The following is a 25,772-nucleotide window of genomic DNA, read 5'->3' on the forward strand; positions in this document are numbered from 1 at the left end:
ACTGGTCACATGTCCACTCGCGCCGCCCCTCCGCCCCACACCGGTAGCCGGCCCGGCGGCCGCTCCGCCCGCATCCGCGCTGCCGTCCACCGGGCGGTCGCGGAGCTGCTCACCGACGAGGCCGACGAACTGCTGACGATCCCGGTCGTGGCCGCCCGCGCGGGCGTGCACGCCACCACGGTCTACCGCCGTTGGGGCTCCGTCGGTGAACTGCTCACCGACGTCGCGACCAGCCGTTTCTCCGGCGGCATCGTGGTGCCGGACACCGGGAGTCTCCGCGAGGATCTGGAGCGCTACGCATCCGATCTCGCCAAGGACCTCAACGACCCGGACACCCTCCCTCTGGTGCGCGCCACCATCGGCACAGCCGGAGATCAGGGTGCCAGCGCCTGCACGGGAGAACGCCGGCAACAGATCCAGGCCATGCTCGAACGGGAACAGGCCCGGGGCCATGAGACCCCGACCGTCGAACGCGTCACGGACGCGGTGATCGCCCCCCTCTACTACCGGGCGGTCTTCACCGACCAGGCCCTCACCCCCGAGTGGACACGCTCCCTGGTGTCCCACCTGCTGCCGGACTGACAACGCCCACACCTCGGTGCCCGGTGCCCGGTGAAGGCGAAGGGTGCCCAGCGCGGCAGCCCGGGCGGGGTGTCCGAAGGTGTTCTGATCGGCTACGGCGTCGGAACGACGCCATGGCCCGCCGGGGAGTCCGACGTCGGTGGGACTCTCACCCCCCAGGCGCGTTCCACAGGTCGCTGAGCTCCGTCCAGTCCGGGGCCGGTCCCGGCAGAATGGTGGTCTGATCGGCGGCCGGGGGGCGCAGTCCGGCGAGGACCAGGTCCAGGTAGCGCAGGTGGAGCGCAGTGGCACGCTCACCGGTGACGGGAATCCGTGCGGCGAGATGTTCGAGCAGCAACGGGATGTCGGCGGAGGTGAAATCCGCACGTAGCACCCCTGCCCGGTGCGCGCCTCCCACCAGGTCGTCCAGGGCGGCCCGCAGCCGGTCGGCGGCGGCCACGACGTCGTCCGTGGCCGGCAGTCGCCCGCCGACCTGTGGAAGAAGTGGACCGCTTGACCCCTGGGCCGACAACGCGTCGTGCAGGAAACGGGCGAAGGCGGCCCACGCGTCCGGTTCTTCGGCGAGTGCCGTGTGTGCCTGGGTGACGAGCTGCTCCATGCCCGCGAGCCGCATGCGCTGGGCCAGTAGTTCCTTGCTGGGGTAGCGGCGGTAGAGACTGCCCATGCCGATGCCCGCTCGACGGGCGATCTCCGAGACGGGGGCGTCCCAGCCGCGCTCGGCGAAGACTTCGCGTGCGGCCTGCATGAGACGGGCGTCGTTGCGGTCCGCCTCACGTTGGCGGCCTCGCGGTTTGGCTGCGTGCGTGTCACCCATGGCGCAGCATTCTCCCTTAAGGGCGCGCCACCCCGTGCCCACCGTCGACGGTGAGCACCGAGCCGGTGACGAAGCCGGCATCGTCGCCGACGAGCATCGCGATCGCCCGGGCCACGTCCTCCGGCTCTGCGACCCGTCCGAGCGGGGTGCGCTCCACCAAGCGCTGCTGGAATTCCTGCGGCATCCCCGCGCTGGCCTCGGTGCGCACGAAGCCGGGCGCCACCACATTGACCTTGATGCCCAGTGGACCGGCCTCGTAGGCGACGAAGCGGGCGAAGGTGTTCAGAGCGGCCTTGGCGGTGCCATGGGCGGCCATCCCCGCGGTGGGTGGACCGTCGGCCACGGCACTGGAGACGTACAAGATCCGTCCCTGCCCTCGCGCGCCCATGATCGCCAGGGCCTGCTGGGTGAGGGTGTAGACGGACGACAGTTCGTCCGTCACCTTCCTCTTGAAGTCGTCCCAGGGCAGGGTCTGCACGGGGGTCGGGGTGAAACGGGCGCCGGCGTTACAGACAAGGACATCCAGGCGTCCGTCGACGGCGGCGCGCTTCAGCAGTTCGGCTGCCTGGTCGGGGTCGTACACATCGGCCTGCACGGCGAAGGCATCGCCGCCGTCGGCCTCGATGAGCTTGACCACCTGGCCGGCCGCCTCACGGTTCGAGAAGTAGTTGACCGCCACGCGGTATCCGCGAGCCGCGAGTTCACGCGAAGTCGCCGCGCCGATTCCCCGGCTGCCGCCGGTCACCAGAGCCGTCGGCCTGCCTGTCGCCTTCATCTGTCCTCCGGGTCGGCGGAACGAAGTGTGTCGCGGTCAAGCTATCGGAGCGGAGCGCTCCGTTCAAAACTCTCGTCCGGCCGACGGAACACAGAGAGCACGGCCCGCTCCGGGGCGGGCAGGTCCTGCTCGGAGGGAAGCGGAAGCGTCCGACGTCGGCGATCACTTCGTCGGTCGCGCGCAACGCAGCCTGGGTCACTTGTTCCCGCCGAGGCGGCCGCCGCCTCATGTGAGGATGTGGCAATGGCATCGCTGAGAAAGCGCGGCAGGCGGAGGGTCGGGCTCGTGGCCGCGGCGAGTGCGGCGCTGGCGCTGACCGCCTGCGGACCGGGCGGCTCCGACGACGGGGACCACGGGGACCACGGGGACCGCGAGGCGAGGTACAAGCGCGTCATCGAAGACGCTCACCCGCGCCCCGCCAACGTCATCGAGGCGGCCGGCGCACCCACCGACGTCGTCCGCGCCGAGGACGGCTCGCTGCTCCTGACGTACAACGCCGGCAACGTCGAGGACGACGAGGGGCCGGCCGCCACCGCCTGGCGCATCGTCGGCCCCGACGGCCATACGGTCGCCGAGCACGCGGAACACACGGACGCGGAGGCGGCGCCGGCCGCGTTCAAGGGGGTGCGCGGGGGCTTCGTGCGGGTGCCGCCGGGGGAGGGAGTCGAGGGAGCGTACGCCCTCGATGTACGCGGCAAGCCGCACAAGGTCATCAGCACCGAGACCCCACTGCGCACCCGCCCCGGCGACGTCCTGCTCGCCGAACTGGAGCCGTCCCTCATCTACCGCCCCGCCACGCGCACCGTGGCGCCCCCGGCCGGAGTGCCGGACGACGCCATCCGCCTCGACATCGACGAGCGAGGCACGGCCTGGAGCCTGGACCAGCCCCTGACCGAAGACCCCAACCGCGTCGTATGGCAGCACGACGGTCGCGTCCTTGGCTCCACGGCCGTCCCGAAGCCGTACACGGGGGGCATCCTCGCCGCGCGGGGTGGCACCGTGGCGCTGTCCCTCACCCGGGGCGAGGGCGTACGCGGCCTGTTGCTGACGACGGACGGCGGCGAGCACTGGCAGACGGTCCTCACCGGCGGCATTCCCTGGAGAGACCTGAAGCGTGGCCCGGAGTCGCTGGTCCTGGAGGTGCTTGCGGACGGGCGGCTGCTCGTCGGCGAGGAAGGCGGCCGTTACTGGCTCGCCGATGACCACACCAACAGCGCCTTCCACGAACTGAAGACGCCGGCGCAATTCACGTCGATGACCGTCGACGGCACGACCCTCTACGGCATCGCGGACGCGACGACGGCGACGTATGACCTGGTGAAGGGCGAGGGGCTATGGATCTCTCGCGACGGTGGACGCGAGTGGCGGCGCTACGAGCAGCGCGAGTAGCGGCGTCACGAGTGTCCAGCACGGGGCGGTAGCCGCCTCGTCAGCGCTGATCCGCAGCCGAAAGCGCAGGTCGCCGGGGTTCCGCACCATGAGACACCTAAAGGTGTCCATTGACACCGGCTTCTGCGGTCACGACCATAAGGGGTATGCACTCGACGCATCCGGGCGTGCTCTGCCGCTATGTGGACTACCTGCGCACCTCCAGCGCCCTTTGTCGCTGAGCGGCGATTCTCACCGTCGCTGGGAGCGCTCGGCACCTTGTAGGTGACCGCTTCCCGCCACCGGCCCGGCCCGGAATTCTTTTCAACTCCCGTGATCCGGGGGCGCTCAGCCGCCCCCAGATCACGGCACGCTCCCGGGTACCGGACCGCCGCGGGCGCCGCACCCCGTACGACCCACCGTGGGCGCCGCACCCGTACGACCACGACCGCCGACGCGACAGCCACTCCCGGAGACCCTCGTGACCTCCACCACCGACCGGACCCACCGCCCCACCGCCCTGCCGCCCCTGGACTTCGACCGGCTTCCCGCGCTCACCGCGGCGCTGGCCGCCCGCGCCCCCGCACACGACCGCGACGCCTCCTTCCCCACCGAAGGGGTCGTCCTGGTCCACGAAGCCGGGCTGCTCACCGCCACCGTTGCCACGCGGCACGGCGGGCCCGGGGCCGGGCTCGCCGACACCGTCCGCATCCTGCGCGCCGTCGGCGCCGGGGACCCGGCCGTGGCCCTGGTGGCGGCCATGACCCTGTTCGTCCACGCCGCCGAGGCCCGTACGCCCGCCTGGCCGGCCACCGTCTACGGCGACGTGCTCGCCGAGTCGGCCGCGGGCCCGGCCCTGGTCAACGCCCTGCGCGTCGAGCCGGAACTCGGCAGCCCGATCCGCGGCGGGCTGCCCGCCACCACCGCGCGGCGCGACGGCGGCCATTGGCTGCTGACGGGCCGGAAGATCTACTCCACGGGGGCGATCGGGCTCAGCCGCATGCTGGTCTTCGCGCGCACCGAACCCGACGACGGGGAGCCCGTACGCGTCGGCACCTTCATCGTCCGCACCGGCAGCCCCGGGCTGACCGTGGAGCCGACCTGGGACCACGTCGGTCTGCGGGCCAGCCGCAGCGACGACGTCGTCCTGGATTCGGTACCGGTCCCCGCCGACGACGTCATCGGCCTCACCGAGCCCGGCGACACGCCGGGCGCCCGCCCCGACCCGGTGACCGGGGCTTGGAACGCCCTCGGCCTGACCGCGCTCTACCTCGGCGTCGCGGGCGCCGCCCGTGACTGGCTGACCGGCTTCCTCCACGAGCGCGTGCCCACCGCACTCGGCGCGCCGCTCGCGACCCTGCCCCGCTTCCAGAGCGCCGTCGGCGAGATCGAGACGGCGCTCATCGGCGCCGACACAGTCGTGGACGCGCTAGCCGCCCGCGTCGACGCGGGCGACCCGGAGGCCGTCGAACAGGCGGGCGTCGCCAAGGTCCTCGGCACCCGCGCCGCCATCACCGCCGTCGACCAGGCCCTCACGCTCACCGGAAATCACGGCCTCACGCACGCCAACCCGCTCCAGCGGCATTACCGGGACGTGCTCTGCAGCCGTGTGCACACCCCGCAGGACGACTCCGTCCTCACCGCCACCGGCCGCGCGGCACTGGCCCGCCGGTTCACATCCGCCGCGTCCAACCCGGCCGCCCCGAAAGGCAACTGACCCATGACTCCACGCTCCCCATCGCCCGGATCGCCGGTCGAGTTCAGCGGCGTGATCGAGACCCAGGAGACCCGATGACCACCGCACCCACCGTGCCCGCCACCACGGTGCGCAGCTGGCAGCCGCCCACCGGAATCCTGCCGCGGGGCACCCTCGTCGTCCTGCCCGGCCGCGGCGAACACGGCGGCACATACGAGCGCTTCGGCCGCAGGCTCGCGGCGGATGGCTATGTCGTGCACGCCCTCGATACAGCCCCGGAGCACACGGCACGAGAGGTGCTGACCAAGGCGGCGGCGGCCGCGGGTGAACACCCGGCCCCGCCGCTCGTCCTCGTCGGCAGCGACACCGGCGCCCTCCAGGCCCTGCACACGGCAACCGTCACCGATGCGCCGTTCACGACGGCGGGCCTGATCCTCGCCGGAACCGCGCCGACGGCGGATGGGCCCGCGCCCGCGACCGGATCCGCGGCCGACGACCACGACTCCGACTGGGAAGCCGAGTTGGCGGCGCGTACCGCTTGCCCGACCCACCGCAAGAAGATCACCGACGACCGGGAGTTCGTCCGAGGTCGCCTCTTCGGCCCCGTACCGGCGCATCTGCTCCCCGATACCCGGCCCGACCTCCCCGCCCTGGTCCTGCACGGCGAGGCGGACCCGATCTCTCCGCTGGAGCAGGCCCGCGGCCTGGCCGAACAGCTGCCACACGCGACCCTCGGCGTACTGCACGAGGGCGTGCACGACGTGCTGAACGACGCCACCCACCGCACCACGGCAGCCACCATCGTCCTGTGGCTGGAACGCCTGCGCGCCGACCGGGAGACGATCCCGATCCTCACCCTCGAAACCGGCGCACACCCCGCACATTCCTGACCGTGGCACCGACCCTGGGAAGGGAATCAGATGACCGTGTCCACCGACCGCCCCGCCACCGAACCGGCGACCGCCCCCACCGGAGCCGACGGGGGCGACATACTCCGCCGGACCCTGCGCCGGCACGCGGCCGGCGTCACGGTCATCACCGTGCCGGGGCCCGCCGGGTTCACCGCGACCTCGTTCACCTCCGTGTCACTCGATCCGCCCCTGGTCTCGTTCTACCTCGGCGCCACCGCCTCGACCGCCGGCGCCGTCCAGCGCGCAGACCGCTTCGCGGTCCATGTGCTGGGCGCCCACAACGCCGCGCTCGCGGAGCGGTTCGCCCGCAGTGGCACCGACCGCTTCTCGGGTGTCTCCTGGCAGGATGCGGGCGACGGACTCCCGGTGCTCGACGGAGTACCGGCCTGGCTCACCGCCCGCGTGACCCGATGTGAACAGGTCGGCGACCACTTCCTCGTCATCGGCGAGGTCCGGTCCGGAGGCGGTCCCGCCGAGGGCCCCGCCCTCGTCCACCACGACGGCGCGTTCGCCACCGCCGTCAGCCTCACGTCGTCGACCGCCATGTGACAGGGAGCCGCACCATGCCGCTGACCTCGAAACCCCTACGGAAGCTGGGTTTCCTGACCATCGGGCTGTTCGACGAGGCCGACCCTCGCCGGGGCCATGAGTCGACCCTGCAGATCATCGAGATGGGCGAACGGCTGGGCTTTGACAGCGCCTGGGTGCGCCACCGCCATCTGCAATACGGCATCTCCTCCCCGATGGCCGTGCTGGCGGCGGCTTCGCAGCGCACCAGCCGCATCGAGCTGGGCACCGCGGTCATCCCCGTGGGATGGGAGAACCCGCTGCGGCTGGCCGAGGACCTGGCGACCGTCGACATCCTGTCCCGGGGCCGCCTCAACCCGGGGGTCAGTGTCGGTCCGCCGAACCACTACGACCAGGTCAAGGGCGCGCTCTACCCCGACACCGCCGACCTCGAGGACTTCAGCCACGAGCGGGTGCGACGGCTGCTGGACTTCGTACGCGGCGAACCGGTCACCGACTTCAGCGGTGTCGAGGGCTTCGAGGTGTTCTCCGACCGTGTGCAGCCGCACTCCCCGGGGCTCGGCTGCCGCATGTGGTATGGCGGTGGCAGCCTGCGGTCGGCCCAGTGGGCCGGTGAGCATGGCATGAACCTGCTCACCAGCAGTGTCGTGAAGGCGGAGGAGTCCGAGGACTTCGCCGAGATCCAGCTCTCGCACATACGGACCTTCCGCGCCCACCACCCCGACGGCGACCGTGCCCGTGTCTCCCAAGGGCTCGTTGTCATCCCCACCGACACCGCCTCGCCGGAGCAGCGCGCGAAATATGAGCGGTACGCCCTGCAGCGCATGCCGCGCACCGCCACGCCTCAGGGACCGGCGCGCATGATGTTCGCGCCCGATCTCGTCGGCACCTCCGAGGAGATCGCCGAACGGCTCGCCTCCCATGCCGCTTTCCGGGAGGTCGACGAGGTGGCGTTCGCCCTGCCCTTCACCTTCGACCACGAGGACTACATCCAGATTCTCACGGACATCGCCACCCGGCTCGGCCCGGCCCTGGGCCGGCAGGCGGCCCCGTAGCGCGTATCACCTCCTCGTCACCCGACGCGGGCGCCTCACAGTGGGCGCAGCACCCATGACCAGCGGTACGTGCCGGGGCCCAGCCGGTAGCGCGGGAGGGTGTCCGGGCCGCAGGACGCGGTGCCGAGGCCACGGTGGGCGGCGTCGAGATGGACCACGCACCGTGGCCTGGGGGCCAGCTCGTCGTGGTGGGAGGCGGCCGCGAGGTCGGCCGCGCGGTACCGGGTGACCGAGACCTGGCGGGGCGCGTCCAGCCGTACGCCGAGACCGGTGCCGGTGTCCGACAGCAGCGCGAAGCGGCGTACGCCGGACCGGCCGCCGCTCTCCTGCGGGCGCAGATATGGGGTGAACAGGCTGTCCACGCGGGCCCGGTGGTGGCCCACCGGGCCGCCCGTCCGCCGGTCCGGGTAGGTCTCCCAGGGGCCCTGGCCGTACCACTGGAGGTGGTTCAGCCCGGCCACCGTCTCGAAGACCGTGCCCACGCGTGCGACGTCGGTCAGCCCCTCGGGGAGGACGGCGGTCTCCTCGATGAGCAGGCCGTCGTCATTGAGGAGGCGGAAGACCTGCTGGTGCTCGACGGGCCCCGCGCCGGTCGGGTAGGCGGAGCGGACGCGAATGCGGCCGTCCGTCCGGTCGACGGAGACGGCTTCGCGCACGAGCCGGTCGAGGCCCAGCGTGCGCCAGTGGTCCGCGGCGCCGCCCAGCAGATCGTTGTCGGTGGGCGCCCGCCACAGGCTCAAGGTGGGCGGGCAGGTCAGCAGCGGGTGGCGCAACAGCCCTTCCGCGTCGACGTCGGGGGAGTGGGCGGACACCGTCACGGACACCGCCGCCCGCGGTGCCGGAGCGGGCCGTTCGCGCACCTGGATCTGGGGTGCGCACACCTCGGTGCCGCGCGGCGCCCAGGGCTCGTCGTGGCGCGTGGCCACATGCAGCGTCAGCCATGCCTCGCCGCCGCCGGCGGCGCCCGCGGCGGGCAGTTCGGCCAGCAGCCCGTGGGGCAGGGGCAGCTCCGCCGAGGCCCCGGGCGGGAGGTCGGGCAGTGTGGCCGGGGCAGTGCGGGTGCCGCCGTCCTCGACAGACAGCCGCCACTCGGCCGTCAGCCAGGACACATCGCGGAAGTGCTGGGCGTTGGTGACGCGAGGCGGGCGGCCAGGATCGCTCCGGGCCAGCCGCACCGGGGCGGCGATCTCGCGGTGCTCGTACATCGCGGGTTTCGGGGTGCGGTCGGGGAAGACCAGACCGTCCGCGCAGAACGCGCCGTCGTTCGGCACCTCGCCGAAGTCCCCGCCGTACGCCCAGCGGTAGCCGTCGGCCGCCACCCCGTGGGCGTAGGCGCCGGACGCGGAAGGGCCCGCGGGGCGGCCCGTGGCCAGGCGTTGGAGGATGCCGTGGTCCCAGAACTCCCAGATGAAGCCGCCCTGGAGACCCGGGGTGGTCTCGATGGCCGCCCAGTGGTCGGCGAGGGTGCCGTTGCTGTTGCCCATGGCGTGCGAGTACTCGCACAGGATGAGCGGCTTGGTCTGCTCGCCGGAGGCGGCGTGCGCGGTGATCTCGTCCAGTGACGCGTACATCGGGCAGAGGATGTCGGAGGCGATGTCCGCCCCGGACCAGTCGGTCTTGGCCGCCCCCTCGTACTGCAGCGGGCGGGTCGGGTCGTAGCGGCGCAGCCAGCCCGCGGCCGCGTCGTGGTTCGCGCCGTAGTCGCTCTCGTTGCCCAGCGACCACACGATGACGCATGCGTGGTTCTTGTCCCGCAGGACCATGCGCGAGACCCGGTCCACGAACGCGCCGAGATAGCGGGGGTCGTCGGCGATCTCGTGGGCGTGGTCGTGGCTTTCGATGTCGGCCTCGTCGACGAGGTAGAGGCCCAGCTCGTCGGCGAGGTCCAGCAGTGTGGGGTCGTTCGGGTAGTGCGAGGTGCGGACGGCGTTGAAGCCGAAGCGCTTGATGGTCTCCAGGTCGGCGCGCATCTCGCCCGGGGTGACGGTACGGCCGGTGAGCGGGTGGAAGTCGTGCCGGTTGACGCCACGTATGAAGACGCGTTCGCCGTTGACCAGCAGGTCGTTGCCCACGATCTCGACGGTGCGGAAGCCCACGCGGTGGCGGGAGGTGTCGGCGACGGATCCGTCGGGGCGGTGCAGCCGGATGTCGAGCCCGTACAGCTCGGGCGTCTCGGCGGACCAGCGGCGTACGTCGGGCACGGTCGCGAGCAGGCGCGCCTCGCCGAGGAAGCCCGAGACCCGGTCCTCCCGGACGCACCAGGCGGCGTACTCCTCGTCCGGGGCGAGTTCGCCGACCCCGTCGAGGTGTCCGGACACGCGCCAGCCCGCCGGCAGTGGCCCGTCCGCGTGGCGCACCTGGACCTCCACGCGCAGCCGTCCGTCGGCAGGGGCGCTGATCTTCACATCGGCCAGATGCAGCGGATCGGTGGCGTAGAGCAGGACGGGGCGGGTGATGCCGCCGTGCCACCAGTGGTCCTGGTCCTCGATATGCGAGGCGTCGGACCACTTGACCACGGTCAGCCGTACGGTGTTGGCCTCGCCGATCCGTACCGCGTCGGTGATGTCGAACTCCGACGCGAGGTGCGAGTCCTTGCCGATGCCCACGGCCCGGCCGTTCACCTCGGCGATCAGCACACTCGTCGCGGCGCCGACATGCAGGACGACGCGGCGCCCGGCCCAGTCGGCCGGGATGTCGACGTCGCGCTCGTGTACGCCGGTGGGGTTGGCGGCGGGGGAGTGCGGCGGGATGTCGGGCCAGGGCATCCGCCAGTTGGTGTACTGCGGCAGGTCGCCGGTGTCCTGTGTGGTCCAGGCGCCGGGCACCTTCAGCTGCCGCCAGTCCTCGGACGGGGGCACCTCCGGCGCGGGCAGCAGCTGGAAGCGCCAGTGGTCGTCGTCCAGCGAGAGGGCGCCCGCCCCGCGGTCCACGGCGTGCATCGGCAGCCGTCGCCAGGAGGTGAGCTCGGGGGACTCCCAGGGACGCAGGTCCATCGGGCGCGGATACGAGGGGGGCGGGTCCAACGGAGGCGGGCCCATCGGAGGCAGGTCCGTCGGAGGCGTGTTCAGCGGACGCGGATCCATCAGCGGATGGCCCCCTTGGCGAGGTCCGCCATGATCTGGCGGGCGCCGATGAAGAACACGACGAGCAGCGGGATCAGCGCGAGCAGCGCACCGGCCATCACCATGCCGTAGTCGGTGGTGCCGTTGACGCTGTTGAGCTGCGAGAGGGCGACCTGGAGCGTCACATGGTCCGGGTTGATCAGGGCGATCAGCGGCCAGGCGTAGTCGTTCCACTGGGCCATGAAGGTGAAGATGCCGAGGAAGGCGAGGCCGGGCCGGACCACGGGCAGCGCCACGTGCCAGTACTGGCGGAGGAAGCCGCAGCCGTCCAGCCGGGAGGAGTCCATCAGTTCGTCGTGAATGGAGCCCTTCATGTACTGGCGCATCCAGAAGATCCCGAAGGCGTTGGCGGCCGCCGGGATGACGAGCGAGGTGAGGGAGCCGATCCAGCCGAGCTTCGCCATGATCACGAACTGCGGGATGGCCTGGAGCTGGGCGGGCACCATGAAGATGCCCATCATGATGACGAACAGCGCCCGGCGGCCCGGGAAGTGGAACTTCGCGAAGACGAAGGCCGCGAGCGAGTCGAAGAACAGCACGAGGAAGGTCACCGAGACGGCGACGATCAGGGTGTTGAACATCGACCCGAAGAAGTCGATCTTCTGGAAGAGATGGTGGACGTTCTCGTCGAAGTGCGAGCCCGGCAGCAGCTTCGGCGGGTACTGGAAGATCTCCGTCGACGAATGGGTCGACATCACGATGGTCCAGTAGAACGGGAAGAGCGAGACGAGCACACCGGCGATCAGCGAGATGTGCAGGGTCAGCCCTCTGGCGCGGGTACCCTTCATGCCTTTCACGATGGTCTCCCTCTACTTTTCCCCGCGCTGTACCAGGCGCCAGTTGACGATCGAGAAGATGGCGACGACCAGGAAGATGCCCCAGGCGATGGCCGCGCCGTAGCCGAAGTCGTTGTTGTCGAAGCTCTGCTGGAAGAAATAGAGGACCATCGTCTGGCCTGAGTTGCCGGGGCCGCCCGCGAAGGTGGAGGTGTTGTTGGTGTTGGCCAGCAGCACCTGCGGCTCGGTGAAGCTCTGCAGTCCGGTGACGGTCGAGACGACCAGGGCGAAGAGGATGATCGGCCGCATCATCGGCACGGTGATCCGGAAGAAGGTCTGCACGGGCCCGGCACCGTCGACGCGGGCGGCCTCGTAGAGCTCGCTCGGAATGGTCTGGAGCCCGGCGAGGAAGATCAGCGCGTTGTAGCCGGTCCACTGCCAGGTCATCAGCACGGCAATGGAGATCTTGATGCCCCAGTCCGTGTTCAGCCAGGCCACCTGGTCGAGTCCGAGCCCTTGCAACACGGCGTTCGCGAGACCGAAGTTGGTGGAGAAGATCGAGGTGAAGATGATCGCCACGGCGACGACCGAGGTGACGTTCGGAAGGAAGTACGCGAAGCGGTAGAAGTTCTTGAACCGCACCGCGGAGTTGAGCATCACCGCGGTCACCAGCGCGATGAACAGCATCGGCAGGGTGGCGATCGCCCAGATGATCAGGGTGTTGGTGAGGGAGTTCCAGAACTGTCCGTCGCTGAGGAGATAGCGGTACTGCGACAGGCCCGCGTACTCCATCGAGCCGAGGCCGTCCCACCGGTGGAAGGACAGATAGAGCGAGAAGCCCACCGGGATCAGGCCGAAGCACAGGAAGAGCAGATAGAAGGGCGAGATCGCCAGATACAGCCGCCAGTATCCGAGCACCGAGCGGGGCTTGGCGCGCGCGGCGGCGGATCTCACACCGTCGTCGGCCGGCGCGCCGAGCGTGGGGGCGGCACCTACTCCGGTCATGTCAGCACTCCCAGGTGGTCCGCTATGCGCCGGCACTTGGACATGGCGTCCTTCCACGCCCGGCGGGGATCCTTGCCCAGGGCGTTCACATTGCGCAGTTCGTCGGAGACCGCTTGGTCCAGGGGGTAGTCGTACGGGCTGTGGTAGGCGATCGGGATCTTCTCGGCCGTGGGGCCGAAGACATCGATGGTGGCCTGGCCGCCGAAGAACGGGTCCGGCGCGCGCATCGCCTCCCGCTGGTACGAGGCGGGGGTGGACGGGAAGAGCGTGGCATCGGTGAAACCGCGGGTCTGGTTGTCCGCGTTCAGCAGCCAGGTGACGATCTCGAAGGCCAGCTCGGGTTTCCGGCAGGACTTGGTGATCGCCAGGAAGGAGCCGCCGTTGTTGGCCGGGCCGCCGGGCAGTGCGGCCACCCGCCACTTCCCCTTGGTCTTGGGCACTGTCAGCTTGAGGTCGCCGGCCACCCAGGAGGCGCCGATCTGGCTGGGCAGCAGGCCGTTCTCGATGGCCGCGTTGCCGTCCGGGGTGCCGGACTGGTACCGGGAGCACAGGCCGCGCTCATACGCGTCGATCGCCATGTTCCAGGCGCGGCGCACATGTTCGTGGTCGCCGATGAAGCGCCGTTCCTCATCGACGTACCGCTGGGTGCCCTGCGCGATCATGTACTGGTAGATCGTGAGCGCGTCGATGACCATATGCGCGCCGCGGACCTTCTTCTTCAGCCGCTCGCCGGCGGCCAGGTACTTCTCCCAGGTGTCCATCTCCTTGCCGACATCCGCCGGATCGGTCGGCAGCCCCGCCCGGTCGAACACCTCGGGCATGAAGTAGTGGGCGACCGGGCCGGTGTCGATGGGAAAGCCGATCATGCTGCCGTCGGGAGCGATGCCCTCGGCCCACTTCCACGGCAGGTACTGGTCCTTGAGTCTCTCCGCGCCGAGCGTGCGCAGATCGATGAACTGCTCCGCGTTCGGCAGGTACGAGGCCATGTCCTCGCCCTTGAGACCGGTGATGTCGGGTACGTAGGCGCGCCCGGTCATCGTGGTCAGCGGCTTGGACTTGAAGTAGCCGCCGATCTGGGCGGGTTTGAGCGAGACATCGGTGAAGCGCTTCTTGGCGTCCGCCACGACCTTGTCGCTCAGCCCGCCGGTCCAGTACCAGAGGGTCATGTTCCGGCCGGTCGAGCCGTTAGGAACCGAGCAGCCTGCCGTGGTGCCGCCGAGCGCCGCGGTCGCCGTGGTGGCGAGGCCCGCGTACAGCAGTGCTCTTCGCGAGAGGTGCACCGCTCCCACCGCCTTTCGGGTAGTACGCACTGCGATTACAGGGTGTGGGGGGTGACGGGTGTGGTGTGGGGAGCGGGGCCGGGGTCCTCGGGGATGCGGTCCGCCAGGAATCCGTAGTCGCTCCGCAGCGCGGGGTCACGGCTGCCGGTGGTCCGCCACCACTGGTCGACGCCGTGCCAGCCCGGTGCGGCGAGCGCGCCGCCGTGCCGGGCGACGGACAGGCCCGCGGCCAGTCCCGCGAAGCGCAGCCGGTCGGCGAGCGGCCAGCCGGCGAGGGTGGCGGCGGTGAAGCTCGCGCCGAAGACGTCCCCGGCTCCCGTCGCGTCCACGACATCGATGTCGAGCGCGGCGACGTCGGCGGCCTCGCCCGTCGTCTGGTCGACGGCGAGGGCGCCGTGCGGGCCGCGTGTGACGACGGCGACCGGCACGATATCGGCGAGCTTGCCGAGCGCGGCCCGCGCGCTGTCGGTGCGTGTGTAGCCCATCGCCTCGCCCTCGTTGGGCAGGAAGGCGTGGCAGCGGGAGAGCTGGTCGAGCAGCTCGCCGGACCAGGCCCCCGTGGGGTCCCAGCCGACATCCGCGAAGATCTTGGTGCCCGTGGCGGCGGCCTTCGCGATCCACGCCTGGGGCTCGGTGCCGAGGTGTGCGATGGCCGCCCGTGCCCCCGGGGCGCTCGCCATCAACTCGTCCTGCGGGTACGGGGGTTCCTGGCCGTGTGTGATCAGTGCGCGGTCGTGCCCCTGGGCGATCGAGACGGTGACCGGCGTGTTCCAGCCGGGTGCGGTGCGCGAGAGCGCGAGGTCGATGCCCTCCTGCCGGGCGAGGATGTCGCGGCAGTACGCCCCGTAGAAGTCGTCGCCGAAGACGGTGGCCAGCGAGGTGGCGAGACCGAAGCGGGCGGTGGCCACCGCGAGGTTGGCGATGCCGCCGGGGCCGCAGCCCATGCCCCGGGTCCAGATCTCCTCACCCGGTGCCGGCGGTCGGCCGAGCCCGGTCATCACGAGGTCGTAGAAGAGCAGACCGGTCACCAGGACATCGGGTCCCGCGGCGTCGGGAGCCCGTTCCCCGGGCGGGGGAGGTTCGGCCACGAGCTCCTCCTCTCGTCAAAAGTGTGCAGAGACTGCAGCGCATTGCAGAGGATCGTGCGGGCTCTGCGCAAAAATGGCAAGAGGGGTGCACGCAGATGCATAGAAATGATTGAGATTGACGAGTAGGCTGCTCGCCGTGCTGGCTGAACGACGACATCAGATGATCCTCCGCGCCCTGCGGTCCGGGGGCCCGGCGGCCGTGACCGACCTCTCCGAACAGCTCGGGGTCTCCCCTGCGACCGTCCGGCGCGACCTGCTGAAGCTGGAGGAGGAGGGACTGCTCACCCGCGTGCACGGCGGCGCGGTCGTCGAGGAGGGCGACCAGCCCTTCGCGGAGGTCGCCGGGGTGCGCGTGGCCGAGAAGGACGCCCTGGCGGTGGCGGCCGCGGACATGATCGAGGACGGGCAGTCCGTGCTGCTGGACATCGGCACCACCGCCTACCGGCTCGCCCGGCAACTGCACGGCCGACGGCTGACCGTGATCACCAGCAACCTGGTGGTGTTCGAGGAACTGGCCGACGACACCGCCGTGGAGCTGGTGCTGCTCGGCGGGGTGCTCCGGCGCGAATACCGCTCCCTGGTCGGATTCCTCACCGAGGACAACCTCCGCCAGCTCCACGCCGACTGGCTCTTCCTGGGGACCAGCGGCGTCCGTCCCAGCGGGCAGATCATGGACACCACGGTCATCGAGGTCCCGGTGAAACGGGCGATGATCGCGGCCAGTGACCAGGTGGTACTGCTCGCCGACGCGGGCAAGTTCCCCGGCACCGGCATGACCAAGGTCTGCGGCCCCGAGGACCTCGACGCAGTAGTGACCAACGCCCCCTCGGACTCGGCCACGTGCTCGGTGTTCGAGCAGGCCGGAGTAAAGGTGGTGCGGGTGTGAAGCTGACCATTCTCGGCGGCGGCGGGTTCCGGGTGCCGCTCGTGTACGGGGCGCTGCTCGCCGACCGCGCCCCGGGCCGCGTCACCCATGTCACCCTCCACGACCTGGACGCCGCTCGGCTGGGCGCCGTCGCCCGGGTCCTGGCCGAACAGGCCGCGGCGAGCCCGGGAGGCACCGAACGGCCGGAGGCCGGGGGAGCGCCCACGGTCTCCCACACCACCGACCTCGACGAGGCGCTGCGCGGCGCCGACTTCGTCTTCTCCGCGATCCGCGTCGGCGGCCTCGAAGGCCGCGCCGCCGACGAGCGCGTCGCCCTGGACCACGGAGTCCTCGGCCAGGAGACGGTGGGCGCGGGCGGCATCGCCTACGGGCTGCGCACCGTCCCCGTCGCCGTCGACATCGCCCGGCGGGTCGCCCGCCTGGCCCCCGACGCCTGGGTCATCAACTTCACCAATCCGGCGGGCCTGGTCACCGAGGCCATGTCCCGCCACCTCGGCGACCGCGTCATCGGCATCTGCGACTCGCCGGTGGGCCTCGGCCGCCGGGTCGCCCGCGCGCTCGGCGCCGACCCGGACCGCGCGTGGATCGACTACGTCGGCCTGAACCACCTCGGCTGGCTGCGCGGCCTGCGCGTCGCCGGGCGCGACGAACTCCCGCGGCTGCTCGCCGACCCCGAGGCCCTCGGCTCGTTCGAGGAGGGCAAGCTCTTCGGCCCCGAGTGGCTCGCCTCTCTCGGCGCGATCCCCAACGAGTATCTGCACTACTACTACTTCAACCGGGAAGCGGTACGCGCCTACCGCGAGGCCGAGCAGACCCGCGGCGCCTTCCTCCGCGACCAGCAGGCGCGGTTCTACGAGGTGATGGAGCAGGGCCACGCCCCCGCGCTCGCGACCTGGGACCGCACCCGCGCCGAGCGCGAGGCCACCTACATGGCGGCCAACCGCGAGGCGGCGGGCGCCGGCGAGCGCGACGCGTCGGACCTGGAGTCCGGCGGCTACGAGCAGGTGGCGCTGGCCCTCATGCGCGCCATCGCCCGCGATGAGCGCACCACCCTCATCCTCAACGTCCGCAACCGCACCACGCTGGGCGCGCTCGACGAGGACGCCGTCATCGAGGTCCCCTGCCTGGTGGACGCGAGCGGCGCGCACCCCGTCTCCGTCGACCCGCTGCCCGGCCACGCCACCGGCCTGGTGTGCGCCGTCAAGGCCGTCGAGCGCGAGGTCATGAACGCCGCCGACAGCGGCTCGCGCGCCACCGCCGTCAAGGCGTTCGCCCTCCACCCCCTCGTGGACTCGGTCGCCGTCGCCCACCGCCTCGTCGACGGCTACACCACGGCACACCCCGGACTCGCCTACCTGAACCGCCCGTAGGAGCCCTCGCCATGCATGACGAACGCCGCCGCATCGAGGACCGCGTCCAGCGCGTCCTCACCCAGCGTATCCAGCCCGCCGTCCACTCGGCCTCCGTGCCCTTCACGATCGAGGCGTGGCAGGCGCCCGGCGAACCGGTGCCCTTCGCCGAGGCGGCGCGGGCGCCGTACGAGCCCTTCACCACCGGGACCCCCTGGGGCCCGCCCTGGGGCACCACCTGGTTCAAGGTGCACGGCGAGGTCCCTGCCGCCTGGGCGGGCAAGCGCGTCGAGGCCGTCTTCGACCTCGGCTTCGTCGGCGACTGGCCGGGCAACCAGGCCGAGGCACTGGTCCACACCACAGGCGGCGCCCCGCTCAAGGCGGTCAACCCGCAGAACCAGTACGTGCCGGTGGCGCACCCCGCCGAGGGCGGCGAGCAGGTCTCGTACCTCATCGAGGCCGCCTCCAACCCCGACATCCTCGCCAACGACTTCAGCCGCCCCACCCCGCTCGGCGACAAGCTCACCGCGGGCCGCGCCCCCCTCTACACCTTCGCCCGCGCCGACCTGGCCGTACTGGACGAACAGGTGTGGCATCTGGGCCTGGACCTCACCGTGCTGCGCGAGCTGATGCTGGAGCTGAGTGAGCACGACCCCCGCCGCCACGAGATCGCCCACGCCCTCGACCGCGCCCTGGACCGGCTGGACCTGGAGGACATCTCCGGCACCGCCACCGACGTACGCGACGCCCTGCGCGGTGTGCTGGAGCGCCCCGCCAACGCCAGCGCCCACACCCTCTCGGCCGTCGGCCACGCCCATATCGACTCCGCCTGGCTGTGGCCCATACGCGAGACCAAGCGCAAGACCTCGCGCACCTTCTCCAACGTCACGGCGCTGGCCGAGGAGTACCCGGAGTTCATCTTCGCCTGCTCGCAGGCGCAGCAGTACGCCTGGGTCAAGGAGCACTACCCCCAGGTCTGGGACCGCATCCACGAGGCCGTGCGAGGCGGGCAGTGGGCGCCGGTCGGCGGCATGTGGGTGGAGGCCGACGGCAATCTGCCCGGCGGCGAGGCCCTGGCCCGCCAGCTCATCCACGGCAAGCGCTTCTTCCTGGAGGAGTTCGGCATCGAGACCAAGGGCGTGTGGCTGCCCGACTCCTTCGGCTACAACGCCTGCTTCCCGCAACTGGCCCGGCTGGCCGGGAACGAGTGGTTCCTGACCCAGAAACTCTCCTGGAACCAGACCAACAAGCTGCCCCACCACACCTTCTGGTGGGAGGGCATCGACGGCTCCCGGGTCTTCACCCACTTCCCGCCGGTGGACACCTACAACGCCGAGTTCTCCGGCCAGGAGATGGCCCACGCCGTACGCAACTACCAGGACAAGGGGCGCGGCACCCGCTCCCTGGCACCCTTCGGGCACGGCGACGGGGGCGGCGGTCCCACCCGCGAGATGATGGAGCGGGCACGCCGGCTGGCCAACCTGGAGGGCTCCGCGAAGGTCGTCATCGAGCACCCCGACGACTTCTTCGCCGCCGCCCGGGCCGAATACCCCGACGCCCCGGTGTGGACCGGCGAGCTGTATCTGGAGCTGCACCGCGCCACCTACACCTCACAGGCCCGCACCAAACAGGGCAATCGGCGCAGCGAGCATCTGCTGCGCGAGGCGGAGCTGTGGTCGACGGCCGCCGCGCTGCACGCGGACCGCCCCTACCCGTACGAGCGACTCGACCGGCTGTGGAAGACGGTGCTGCTCCACCAGTTCCACGACATCCTGCCGGGCTCGTCGATCGCCTGGGTGCACCGCGAGGCGGAGTCGGAGTACGCGCGGGTGGCGGCGGAGCTGACCGAGCTCACGGCGGAGGCGATGGCGGCGCTGGGCGGTGCCGCATCGCCCGGATCCGGTGCGCGGGTGTTCAACACGAGCCCCCGCCCGCGCTCCGAGGTCGTCGCCGCCCCCGCGGGCACGGCCGAGGGCCAGCCGCTGGCGGACGGCACCGTCGCCGTCTACGCACAGGTGCCGGCGTCCGCCGCCGCCCCGCTGACCGCGGCCACGGCCCCGGAGCCCGTCACCGTCACCGGCGGCCGCGTCCTGGACAACGGCCTGGTCAGGGTCGAGCTCGCCGAGGACGGCACGCTCGCCTCGGTACGGGACCTGGTGGCCGGCCGTGAGGTCCTGGCCCCGGGCGCCGCGGGCAACCTCCTCCGGCTCCACAGCGACCTGCCCAACTACTGGGACGCGTGGGACATCGACAAGCACTACCGGCAGCGCTGGACCGATCTGCTCGACGCCGACGCGGTCACCGTCGCAGAAGAGGGCCCGCTGCTCGGCGCCCTGCGCGTGGAGCGCGCCTTCGGCAGGTGCGGCCGCTCGCGCATCGTCCAGACCATCACCGTCCGCGCGGGCAGCCGCCGTATCGACTTCGCGACCGAGATCGACTGGCACGAGGCCGAGAAGATCCTCAAGGCCGCCTTCCCCATCGACATCCACGCGGACCGGTCGACCGCCGAGATCCAGTTCGGCCACGTCCACCGCCCGACCCACACCAACACCAGCTGGGAGGCGGCCCGTTTCGAGGTCTACGGCCACCGCTGGGTGCATGTCGCCGAGCCGGGCTACGGCGTGGCGGTCCTCAACGACTCGACCTACGGGCACGACGTGGCCCGCACCACCCACGAGAGGGGCGAGGGCACCGGCGGTACGACGACCACCGTCCGGCTCAGCCTGGTGCGCGCCCCGCGGGTGCCCGACCCCGAGGCCGACCAGGGCATCCACCGCTTCACCTACGCCCTCCTGCCCGGCGCGACCATCGAGGACGCGATCGCCGAGGGCTACGCGCTCAACCTTCCGCTGCGCGTCGCCGACTCCGGCACGGCCGTGGCGCCGATCGTCACCACGGACGGCCCGGCCGCCGTCGTCGAGGCGGTCAAGCTCGCCGACGACCGTTCGGGCGATGTCGTGGTGCGGCTCTACGAATCGCTCGGCGGCCGTACCCGCACCACCCTGCGCCCCGGCTTCACCCACACCGGTGCCACCGTCACCGATCTGCTGGAACGCCCGCTCACCGAGGTCGAGGACGCGCCGAGCACCGATGCGGACGGCAATGTCACGGTGAATCTGCGCCCCTTCCAGATCCTGACCCTGCGGCTGAAGAGGAGCTGACGCCATGGCCATGCGACCGTGGTTCCCCGAGGCGAAGTTCGGGATCTTCATCCACTGGGGCATCTACGCCGTGGACGGCGTGCAGGAGTCCTGGTCCTTCTTCGAGGGCGACGTCCCGCACGAGACGTACATGGCGCAGCTCGACCGGTTCACCGCGGCGCACTACGACCCCCGCGCCTGGGCCGACCTCTTCGCCCGCGCCGGAGCCCGCTACGCCGTGCTGACCAGTCGCCATCACGACGGCGTCGCCCTGTGGGACACCGCCCACGGCGACCTGAACGTGGTCCGGCACACCCCGGCCGGCCGCGACCTCGTGGCCCCGTACGCCGAAGCCCTGCGCGAACTGGGGCTGAAGGTCGGCCTCTACTACTCGCACAGCGACTGGAACCACCCCGACTACGCCTCCACCCGCTACGAGGGGCGGCCGCCCGAGCAGGAGAACAACCCGTACGCCGAGGTCCCGAAGGAAGAGGAGGACCTCGACGCCTGGGCGCGCTACCTCGCCTACCGCGACGGCCAGGTCAACGAGCTCATCACCCGATTCCGCCCCGACCTCCTGTGGTTCGACGGCGAATGGGAGCGCACCGAGGAGCAGTGGGGGATCCGCGAGCTGGCCCGCCTCATCCGCGCCGAGGTCCCGGACTGCGTGCTGAACGCGCGCATGCTCAGCGAGGGCGACTACGCCACCCCCGAGCAGGGCGTGCCGATCGAACCACCCGCGGGGCCCTGGGAGCTGTGCCTGACCTTCAACGACTCATGGGGCTTCCAGCACCACGACCACAACTACAAGACCACGACCCAGCTGATCCGCTACTTCACCGAGACCATCGGCGCGGGCGGCAATCTGCTGCTCTCCGTGGGTCCGAAGGAGGACGGCACGATCCCCGGCGAGCAGGTCGAGCGCCTCGAAGGCATGGGCGCCTGGATCGCCCGGCACGCGGACGCGGTCTACGGCACCGTCGCGGGCCTGCCCGCCGGGCACCACTACGGCCCCAGCACCCTCGCGGCCGACCGCCGCACCCTCTATCTGACGGTCTTCGACATCCCGCGCTCGCCCATCGGCGTACGGGGCCTGGTGAGCCCCGTACGCCGGGTGACCGTCCTCGGCACCGGCACCGAGCTCGGCCACCGGGTGATCGGCGGCCTGCACGAGGTCCCCGGTGTGCTGTGGATCGACCCGCCCGCGGCCGCCGATCTCGACGACCACGCCACGGTCCTCGCCGTCGAACTCGACTCCGAGCTGGAGCTGTACCGGGGGCACGGCCGGGCCTGAGGGCGCGGCACATCAGCCGACGGTGATGACGATCTTGCCCGGGGGTCCACCGGCGGCCAGGGCGCGCTGCGCGTCCGCCGCCCGCTCCAGGGGGTAGGTGGCGCCGATCCGGATGTGGAGCTCGCCGGCCTCGGCGAGCTCCACCAGCGCCGTGAGGTCCGCGCGGTCCATCCGGCAGAACACCGGAGTGACACCCGGTGCCCCGATGTCGGCGATGGACGCCACGTGTGCGCCGGGTGCCGCGGCGAGTGCCGTCGCCGCGAGCAGGCCGCCGCCGGGCTCCGCCAGGACTCGGCCTATCAGGAGCAGCGCCCGCCGAGGGGGCTGGACGAAATTCTCGACGACCGAGCTCGTCGCGTTCCTCGTCGGCTACGCGGCCGCTCTGGCACGGCTGCATGCCACCGCCCGTCCGGAGGATGCCGGGACACTTCCGCGCTGGCAGGGCCCGAACCGGGCCGACATCGACTCCTTCCTCGGGCTGGCCGTGGCGCTCCAGGTTCCTGTGGCGCCCGGTGTTTCCGATGAACTCGATGGCCTCGTGCACCGACTCGACCAGGCGCCCGGCCATGCTCTGCTGCACGGGGATCCCTGTCCCGGGAATGACCTCCACACCGCCACGGGGATCAGATTCATCGACTTCGAGCAGGCGTCACTGGGCAGCGGTCTGATGGAGCTGGCCTATCTGCGGATCGGCTTCCCGACCTGCTGGTGTGTCACTTCGGCGGCCGAGCCGCTGCTGGAACGGGCGGAGCAGGCCTACCGCACGGCGTGGCGCACCGCGACCGGTGCCGAGACCCGGGACGGCCTTGCCGACGCGTGCGCCGGCTGGCTGCTCCGCGGCGACGCCCTGGTCGAGCGGGTACACCGCGAAAGCGATGACCACCTGGCCCGGATTCCGCAGCGGGACTGGACGTGGGGCACCGCGACAGCCCGGCAACGGCTCGTCCACCGGCTCGCTGTCGTCAGCAAGCTGACCGCCGATCACACCTCTCTCAGCGGCGTCAGCCGCCTCACCAGCGACATGCGCCACCGCATGCTCACGCGCTGGCCGGCACTGCGGCCGGTCCCGACGAAGCGACCGTAGAGCCCGGCCGGCACCCCGGTCGACGGAGCGGGACCGGACCTCCCGGACAGGGCCCCGTGGAAGCGCCGAAACCTCGTACGTCACCTGCGTCTCGCAGATCGGCGTTTCGGCCAACCATCAGTACGGCACGGGCGGCCCCGGCACGGCGACCGCACGTTCGCCCCCTTGCGGCTCAAGGGCTCCAGCACGTCCGGAATCGAGCGCGTTCGATTCCCTCTCGGCGTCGTTATGCCGTGCACTGCCGAGCCATCCAGGCGCGGCACTCACCCCCAGGAGGGATGCAGGTGACGATGACCGACGCCTCGACCGCAGACGAGAAGACGCCGCCCCCTCCACCCCCGGCCACCATCACCTTCGAAGGCCAGCACGGCAAGAACCCGCTGGCCGAGGCCAATTTCAGGGCAATGTGCAGGCGTCTGCCCGCCGTGCTCGGGCACACCGCGCGGATGGCCTGGGCCGTCGACAAGCCCGGCGTCGTGCTCCTGCTCGTCTGCCAGCTCCTCACCGGTGCCGCGGCCGCCGTCGTCCTCACCTTCACCGCGCAGGCCATGACCCACATCCTCGGCACCGGCGCCGTGTCCGAACGGCTGCATGCCGCGCTGCCCGCCCTGATCGTCGTGACCGCCGCCGCGGGCGTTGGCCGAATCAGCGGCGCCCTGTCCTCCTACGCCGACGGGCGTATCACCCCCCTGCTGATGACCGAGGCGGACGTCGCGCTCGTCTCCGCCGTATGCCGCGTCGAAGCCTCCGCGTACGGCGAGGACGGATTCGCCGACCGGCACGAGGCCGCCGAGGTGGGCGTCACCCGCACCCGGATGATGGTCCAGGACGCCCAGCGGTTGATGGCCGCGCTGGTTCGCATGATCGCCGCGAGCGGCGTCATCACCGCGCTCCACTGGCTGATGCTCCCGCTGCTCCTGCTCGCCGTGCTCCCGGCCGGCGTCGGCGCCGTGCTGTCCGCGCGCGTCGACTACGAGACCCACTACCTCAACGTCGGCGACCGCAATGTGCGCTCCATGATGCGCTGGTGGGCCACCTACTCCCGCTACGGCGACGAGGTCCGCGCCAACGGGATGACCGGCTACCTCATCTACTGGTATCGCGCCCTGTCCGACCGCATCGACCAGCGCGTCCTCACCGCCGCACCCCGCATGCTGCGCATCGCCCTGGCGACCAGCGCCCTGGGCGGGTGCTTCCTGCTGTGCACCTGGGCCACCCTCGCGTGGCTGGCCACCACCGGCCGGGTCGCCCTCCCGGTCGCGGCCACCGCGGTGGTCGCCGTCCAGACCACGCTGGCCGCCCTCTCGCAGTTCGTGATCCACGGCGCGGCGATGTTCCACACCTCCCTGTACCTCGCCGATATGCGGTCCTTCCTCGACATGGCCGCCGAACGGGCCCCGCGGCGCGGCGAGTTGACGATCCCGGAGCGTGTCGACGAGATCAGGCTCGACGAAGTGGTCTACCAGTACCCCGGCAAGGAGGAACCCGCCGTCGACGGTGTCTCGCTCACCCTGCGCCGCGGCGAGATCCTGGCCATCGTGGGGGAGAACGGCTCGGGAAAGTCCACCCTGGCCAAACTCGTCACCGGCATCCTGCTCGCCGACAAGGGCCGCGTCCGGTGGGACGGCACCGACCTGACCCAGGCCGACCCCGACGCGGTGTGGAAGCGCACCGCCCTGGTCCCGCAGAACTTCGCCTGCTGGCCGCTGCGCGCCCGCGAGAACATCACCCTGGGACAGCCGAAAACCTTCGACGACGAACCGGTGTGGCAGGCCGTCGACGCCGTCGGCATGCGGGAGGCGGTCGAGAAACTTCCCCGGCAGCTCGACACCCTCCTGGCACGTGAACTCTTCGGTGGGGCCGAGTTGTCCGGCGGCCAGTGGCAGCGGCTGGTGTGCGGCCGCGCCCTGTACCGGCGGACACCGCTGCTCATCCTGGACGAGCCCACCTCGCAGATGGACCCGCGGGGCGAGCACCAGATCTTCCTGGAGATCAAGCGCATCGCCGCCGAGTGCATGACCATCGTCGTCACGCACCAGCTCGAGAACACCCGCCTGGCCGACCGCATCCTGGTCATGCGCGAGGGGCGCGTGATCGAACAGGGCGGATACGAGGAGCTGGCCGAAGCGGGGGGACTGTTCGCCGAGCTCGTCGCCCTGGCCAAGGACCGATGAGGTGAGGAACCCCCGGCGCGCCGGCGTGTACGGCCCGCCGGGGCCCATCCGAGGAGGGCGTGGGAGATCCCCGGAAGGACGGGTCGGCCTCCTCAGACGGAGGACCCGCCAACCGGGCGGGCTCCCGCTCCGGTCCGGCTTGGCGTCGGGCCGAAGGTGCGCATCTGCGCGAACACTGGTGGCCTCGGCAGAGAAGGAGGGACCGTGGACGCCCGGCCTTCGGTCCCCGTACGTATCGAATCTGGTCGCATACTCCCTGGTGGTGGGCCTGTGTGCCGCGATCGCGCTGGCCCTGGTGTTGCAGCTCGGCGTGGCTCTTTCCGATGCCAGGCAGCCGCAGCGGCTGTCAGCAGCTGGGCAGGTACGAGAGCCTCCGGACGGAGGTCTCACTGGCGGACCTCGCCGGGCGCGACGGTGCCGCCCTGGCTTACGCGCGGGCCAGCCAAAGCCATGAGGCCGTTGCCGACTGTCTGGCATCCACCACGACCCGGTGGCTGCCGCTGTACGGACTCGGGGCGGCCGTGCTGGCGGGCCTGGGCGCATGGTCCTTCGGCCGCGCCCGGGCGCGGAGGGAATCGGACCTGGCCACCTGACGCGGCCCAGAGAGGGATGCGTGCGGCGGCCGCCTCACAGTCGTTATGGCTTCGCGCCGCCGTCCCTTGGGCTCCTCTCCCCTTGCGCGTGCTTCGGGCAGATCGGGTTGTGGCAGGTGCCCGGCATCCATAGAGGAACGAAGATTCCCATGGTCTTGTGGCGCGTGATCTTCGCGGTCAAGGGGTGGTGACAGGCGGGGCACACACGCCCGGTCCGCGGTACCGTCGCTCGCTCGGCGCTGCGCATAGGTA

Annotated in this window: 21 protein-coding genes; 13 read left to right on the forward strand and 8 right to left on the reverse strand. The window is 71.3% G+C overall.

Annotated features, from left to right (window positions below):
- Positions 1-9: 9 nt before the first annotated feature.
- Complete coding sequence (locus BLV72_RS37080; protein WP_093467890.1) at positions 10-582, forward strand: TetR-like C-terminal domain-containing protein; 573 nt, start codon at positions 10-12, stop codon at positions 580-582.
- A gap of 148 nt (positions 583-730) precedes the next feature.
- On the opposite strand, the gene BLV72_RS37085 is transcribed toward BLV72_RS37080, so the two are convergent.
- Positions 731-1,396 carry a TetR/AcrR family transcriptional regulator gene (locus BLV72_RS37085; RefSeq protein WP_093467892.1) on the reverse strand — a complete coding sequence of 222 codons (666 nt, stop codon included), beginning with the start codon at positions 1,394-1,396 and terminating at the stop codon, positions 731-733.
- A 16-nt stretch (positions 1,397-1,412) separates the two neighbouring features.
- The gene (locus tag BLV72_RS37090; RefSeq protein ID WP_093467893.1) at positions 1,413-2,171 is read right to left on the reverse strand and encodes an SDR family oxidoreductase; all 759 of its coding nucleotides are present in this window, start codon (positions 2,169-2,171) and stop codon (positions 1,413-1,415) included.
- Positions 2,172-2,414: 243 nt separating this feature from the next.
- On the opposite strand from BLV72_RS37090, the gene BLV72_RS37095 reads away from it, so the two are divergent.
- The 5 genes from BLV72_RS37095 to BLV72_RS37115 all read left to right on the forward strand — a co-directional run bounded on the left by BLV72_RS37095 (position 2,415) and on the right by BLV72_RS37115 (position 7,729).
- Positions 2,415-3,560 carry a beta propeller repeat protein gene (locus BLV72_RS37095; RefSeq protein ID WP_093467895.1) on the forward strand — a complete coding sequence of 382 codons (1,146 nt, stop codon included), beginning with the start codon at positions 2,415-2,417 and terminating at the stop codon, positions 3,558-3,560.
- Positions 3,561-4,020: 460 nt separating this feature from the next.
- On the forward strand, positions 4,021-5,256 hold the full coding sequence (locus BLV72_RS37100) for an acyl-CoA dehydrogenase family protein (RefSeq protein ID WP_093467896.1): 1,236 nt from the start codon (positions 4,021-4,023) through the stop codon (positions 5,254-5,256).
- Positions 5,257-5,330: 74 nt separating this feature from the next.
- Entirely contained in the window at positions 5,331-6,125 is a 795-nt protein-coding gene (locus tag BLV72_RS37105) for an alpha/beta hydrolase (RefSeq protein ID WP_093467898.1), read from the forward strand.
- A gap of 30 nt (positions 6,126-6,155) precedes the next feature.
- Complete coding sequence (locus BLV72_RS37110) at positions 6,156-6,695, forward strand: flavin reductase family protein (RefSeq protein ID WP_093467899.1); 540 nt, start codon at positions 6,156-6,158, stop codon at positions 6,693-6,695.
- A gap of 14 nt (positions 6,696-6,709) precedes the next feature.
- Positions 6,710-7,729, forward strand: coding sequence for an LLM class flavin-dependent oxidoreductase (locus BLV72_RS37115; RefSeq protein WP_093467901.1), 1,020 nt, complete (start codon positions 6,710-6,712; stop codon positions 7,727-7,729).
- Between the two features lie 35 nt (positions 7,730-7,764).
- Here the strand turns inward: BLV72_RS37115 and BLV72_RS37120 are convergent, their stop codons facing one another.
- The 5 genes from BLV72_RS37120 to BLV72_RS37140 form a co-directional block, all read right to left on the reverse strand.
- Entirely contained in the window at positions 7,765-10,722 is a 2,958-nt protein-coding gene (locus BLV72_RS37120; protein WP_244321200.1) for a glycoside hydrolase family 2 TIM barrel-domain containing protein, read from the reverse strand.
- A gap of 89 nt (positions 10,723-10,811) precedes the next feature.
- On the reverse strand, positions 10,812-11,639 hold the full coding sequence (locus BLV72_RS37125) for a carbohydrate ABC transporter permease (protein WP_371834508.1): 828 nt from the start codon (positions 11,637-11,639) through the stop codon (positions 10,812-10,814).
- A gap of 21 nt (positions 11,640-11,660) precedes the next feature.
- Positions 11,661-12,632, reverse strand: a complete 972-nt coding sequence (locus tag BLV72_RS37130; RefSeq protein WP_093467905.1) for a carbohydrate ABC transporter permease — start codon at positions 12,630-12,632, stop codon at positions 11,661-11,663.
- Entirely contained in the window at positions 12,629-13,912 is a 1,284-nt protein-coding gene (locus tag BLV72_RS37135; protein ID WP_093470769.1) for an extracellular solute-binding protein, read from the reverse strand. Before BLV72_RS37135 ends, BLV72_RS37130 begins: the two co-directional genes overlap by 4 nt.
- 35 nt (positions 13,913-13,947) lie before the next feature.
- Positions 13,948-15,000 (reverse strand): PfkB family carbohydrate kinase, encoded by a 1,053-nt coding sequence (locus BLV72_RS37140; protein WP_093467907.1) that lies wholly within the window; start codon positions 14,998-15,000, stop codon positions 13,948-13,950.
- 136 nt (positions 15,001-15,136) lie between these two features.
- On the opposite strand from BLV72_RS37140, the gene BLV72_RS37145 reads away from it, so the two are divergent.
- The 4 genes from BLV72_RS37145 to BLV72_RS37160 are packed head-to-tail and all read left to right on the forward strand — an operon-like array spanning position 15,137 to position 21,669.
- The gene (locus BLV72_RS37145; protein ID WP_093467908.1) at positions 15,137-15,886 is read left to right on the forward strand and encodes a DeoR/GlpR family DNA-binding transcription regulator; all 750 of its coding nucleotides are present in this window, start codon (positions 15,137-15,139) and stop codon (positions 15,884-15,886) included.
- Positions 15,883-17,256: a 6-phospho-beta-glucosidase gene (locus BLV72_RS37150; RefSeq protein ID WP_093467910.1), complete on the forward strand. Its 1,374-nt coding sequence runs from the start codon at positions 15,883-15,885 to the stop codon at positions 17,254-17,256. Before BLV72_RS37145 ends, BLV72_RS37150 begins: the two co-directional genes overlap by 4 nt.
- An 11-nt stretch (positions 17,257-17,267) precedes the next feature.
- Positions 17,268-20,396 carry an alpha-mannosidase gene (locus BLV72_RS37155; RefSeq protein WP_093467912.1) on the forward strand — a complete coding sequence of 1,043 codons (3,129 nt, stop codon included), beginning with the start codon at positions 17,268-17,270 and terminating at the stop codon, positions 20,394-20,396.
- A gap of 4 nt (positions 20,397-20,400) precedes the next feature.
- Entirely contained in the window at positions 20,401-21,669 is a 1,269-nt protein-coding gene (locus BLV72_RS37160) for an alpha-L-fucosidase (RefSeq protein WP_093467914.1), read from the forward strand.
- Positions 21,670-21,681: 12 nt separating this feature from the next.
- Here BLV72_RS37160 and BLV72_RS37165 read toward each other — a convergent pair whose 3' ends face one another.
- Positions 21,682-21,978, reverse strand: a complete 297-nt coding sequence (locus BLV72_RS37165; protein ID WP_093467916.1) for a zinc-binding dehydrogenase — start codon at positions 21,976-21,978, stop codon at positions 21,682-21,684.
- Here BLV72_RS37165 and BLV72_RS37170 point away from each other — a divergent pair.
- From BLV72_RS37170 to BLV72_RS37180, 3 genes are all read left to right on the forward strand, one after another.
- A complete protein-coding gene (locus tag BLV72_RS37170) occupies positions 21,884-22,753 on the forward strand; it encodes a phosphotransferase family protein (RefSeq protein ID WP_244321201.1) in 870 nt (289 codons plus the stop codon). The two genes, BLV72_RS37165 and BLV72_RS37170, sit on opposite strands and share 95 nt — an antisense overlap.
- A 290-nt stretch (positions 22,754-23,043) precedes the next feature.
- Complete coding sequence (locus BLV72_RS37175; protein WP_093470770.1) at positions 23,044-24,927, forward strand: ATP-binding cassette domain-containing protein; 1,884 nt, start codon at positions 23,044-23,046, stop codon at positions 24,925-24,927.
- 323 nt (positions 24,928-25,250) lie between these two features.
- Positions 25,251-25,520, forward strand: a complete 270-nt coding sequence (locus BLV72_RS37180) for a hypothetical protein (protein ID WP_093467918.1) — start codon at positions 25,251-25,253, stop codon at positions 25,518-25,520.
- Positions 25,521-25,772: the final 252 nt, after the last annotated feature.

Source organism: Streptomyces melanosporofaciens, from assembly GCF_900105695.1.
Classification (GTDB): domain Bacteria; phylum Actinomycetota; class Actinomycetes; order Streptomycetales; family Streptomycetaceae; genus Streptomyces; species Streptomyces antimycoticus.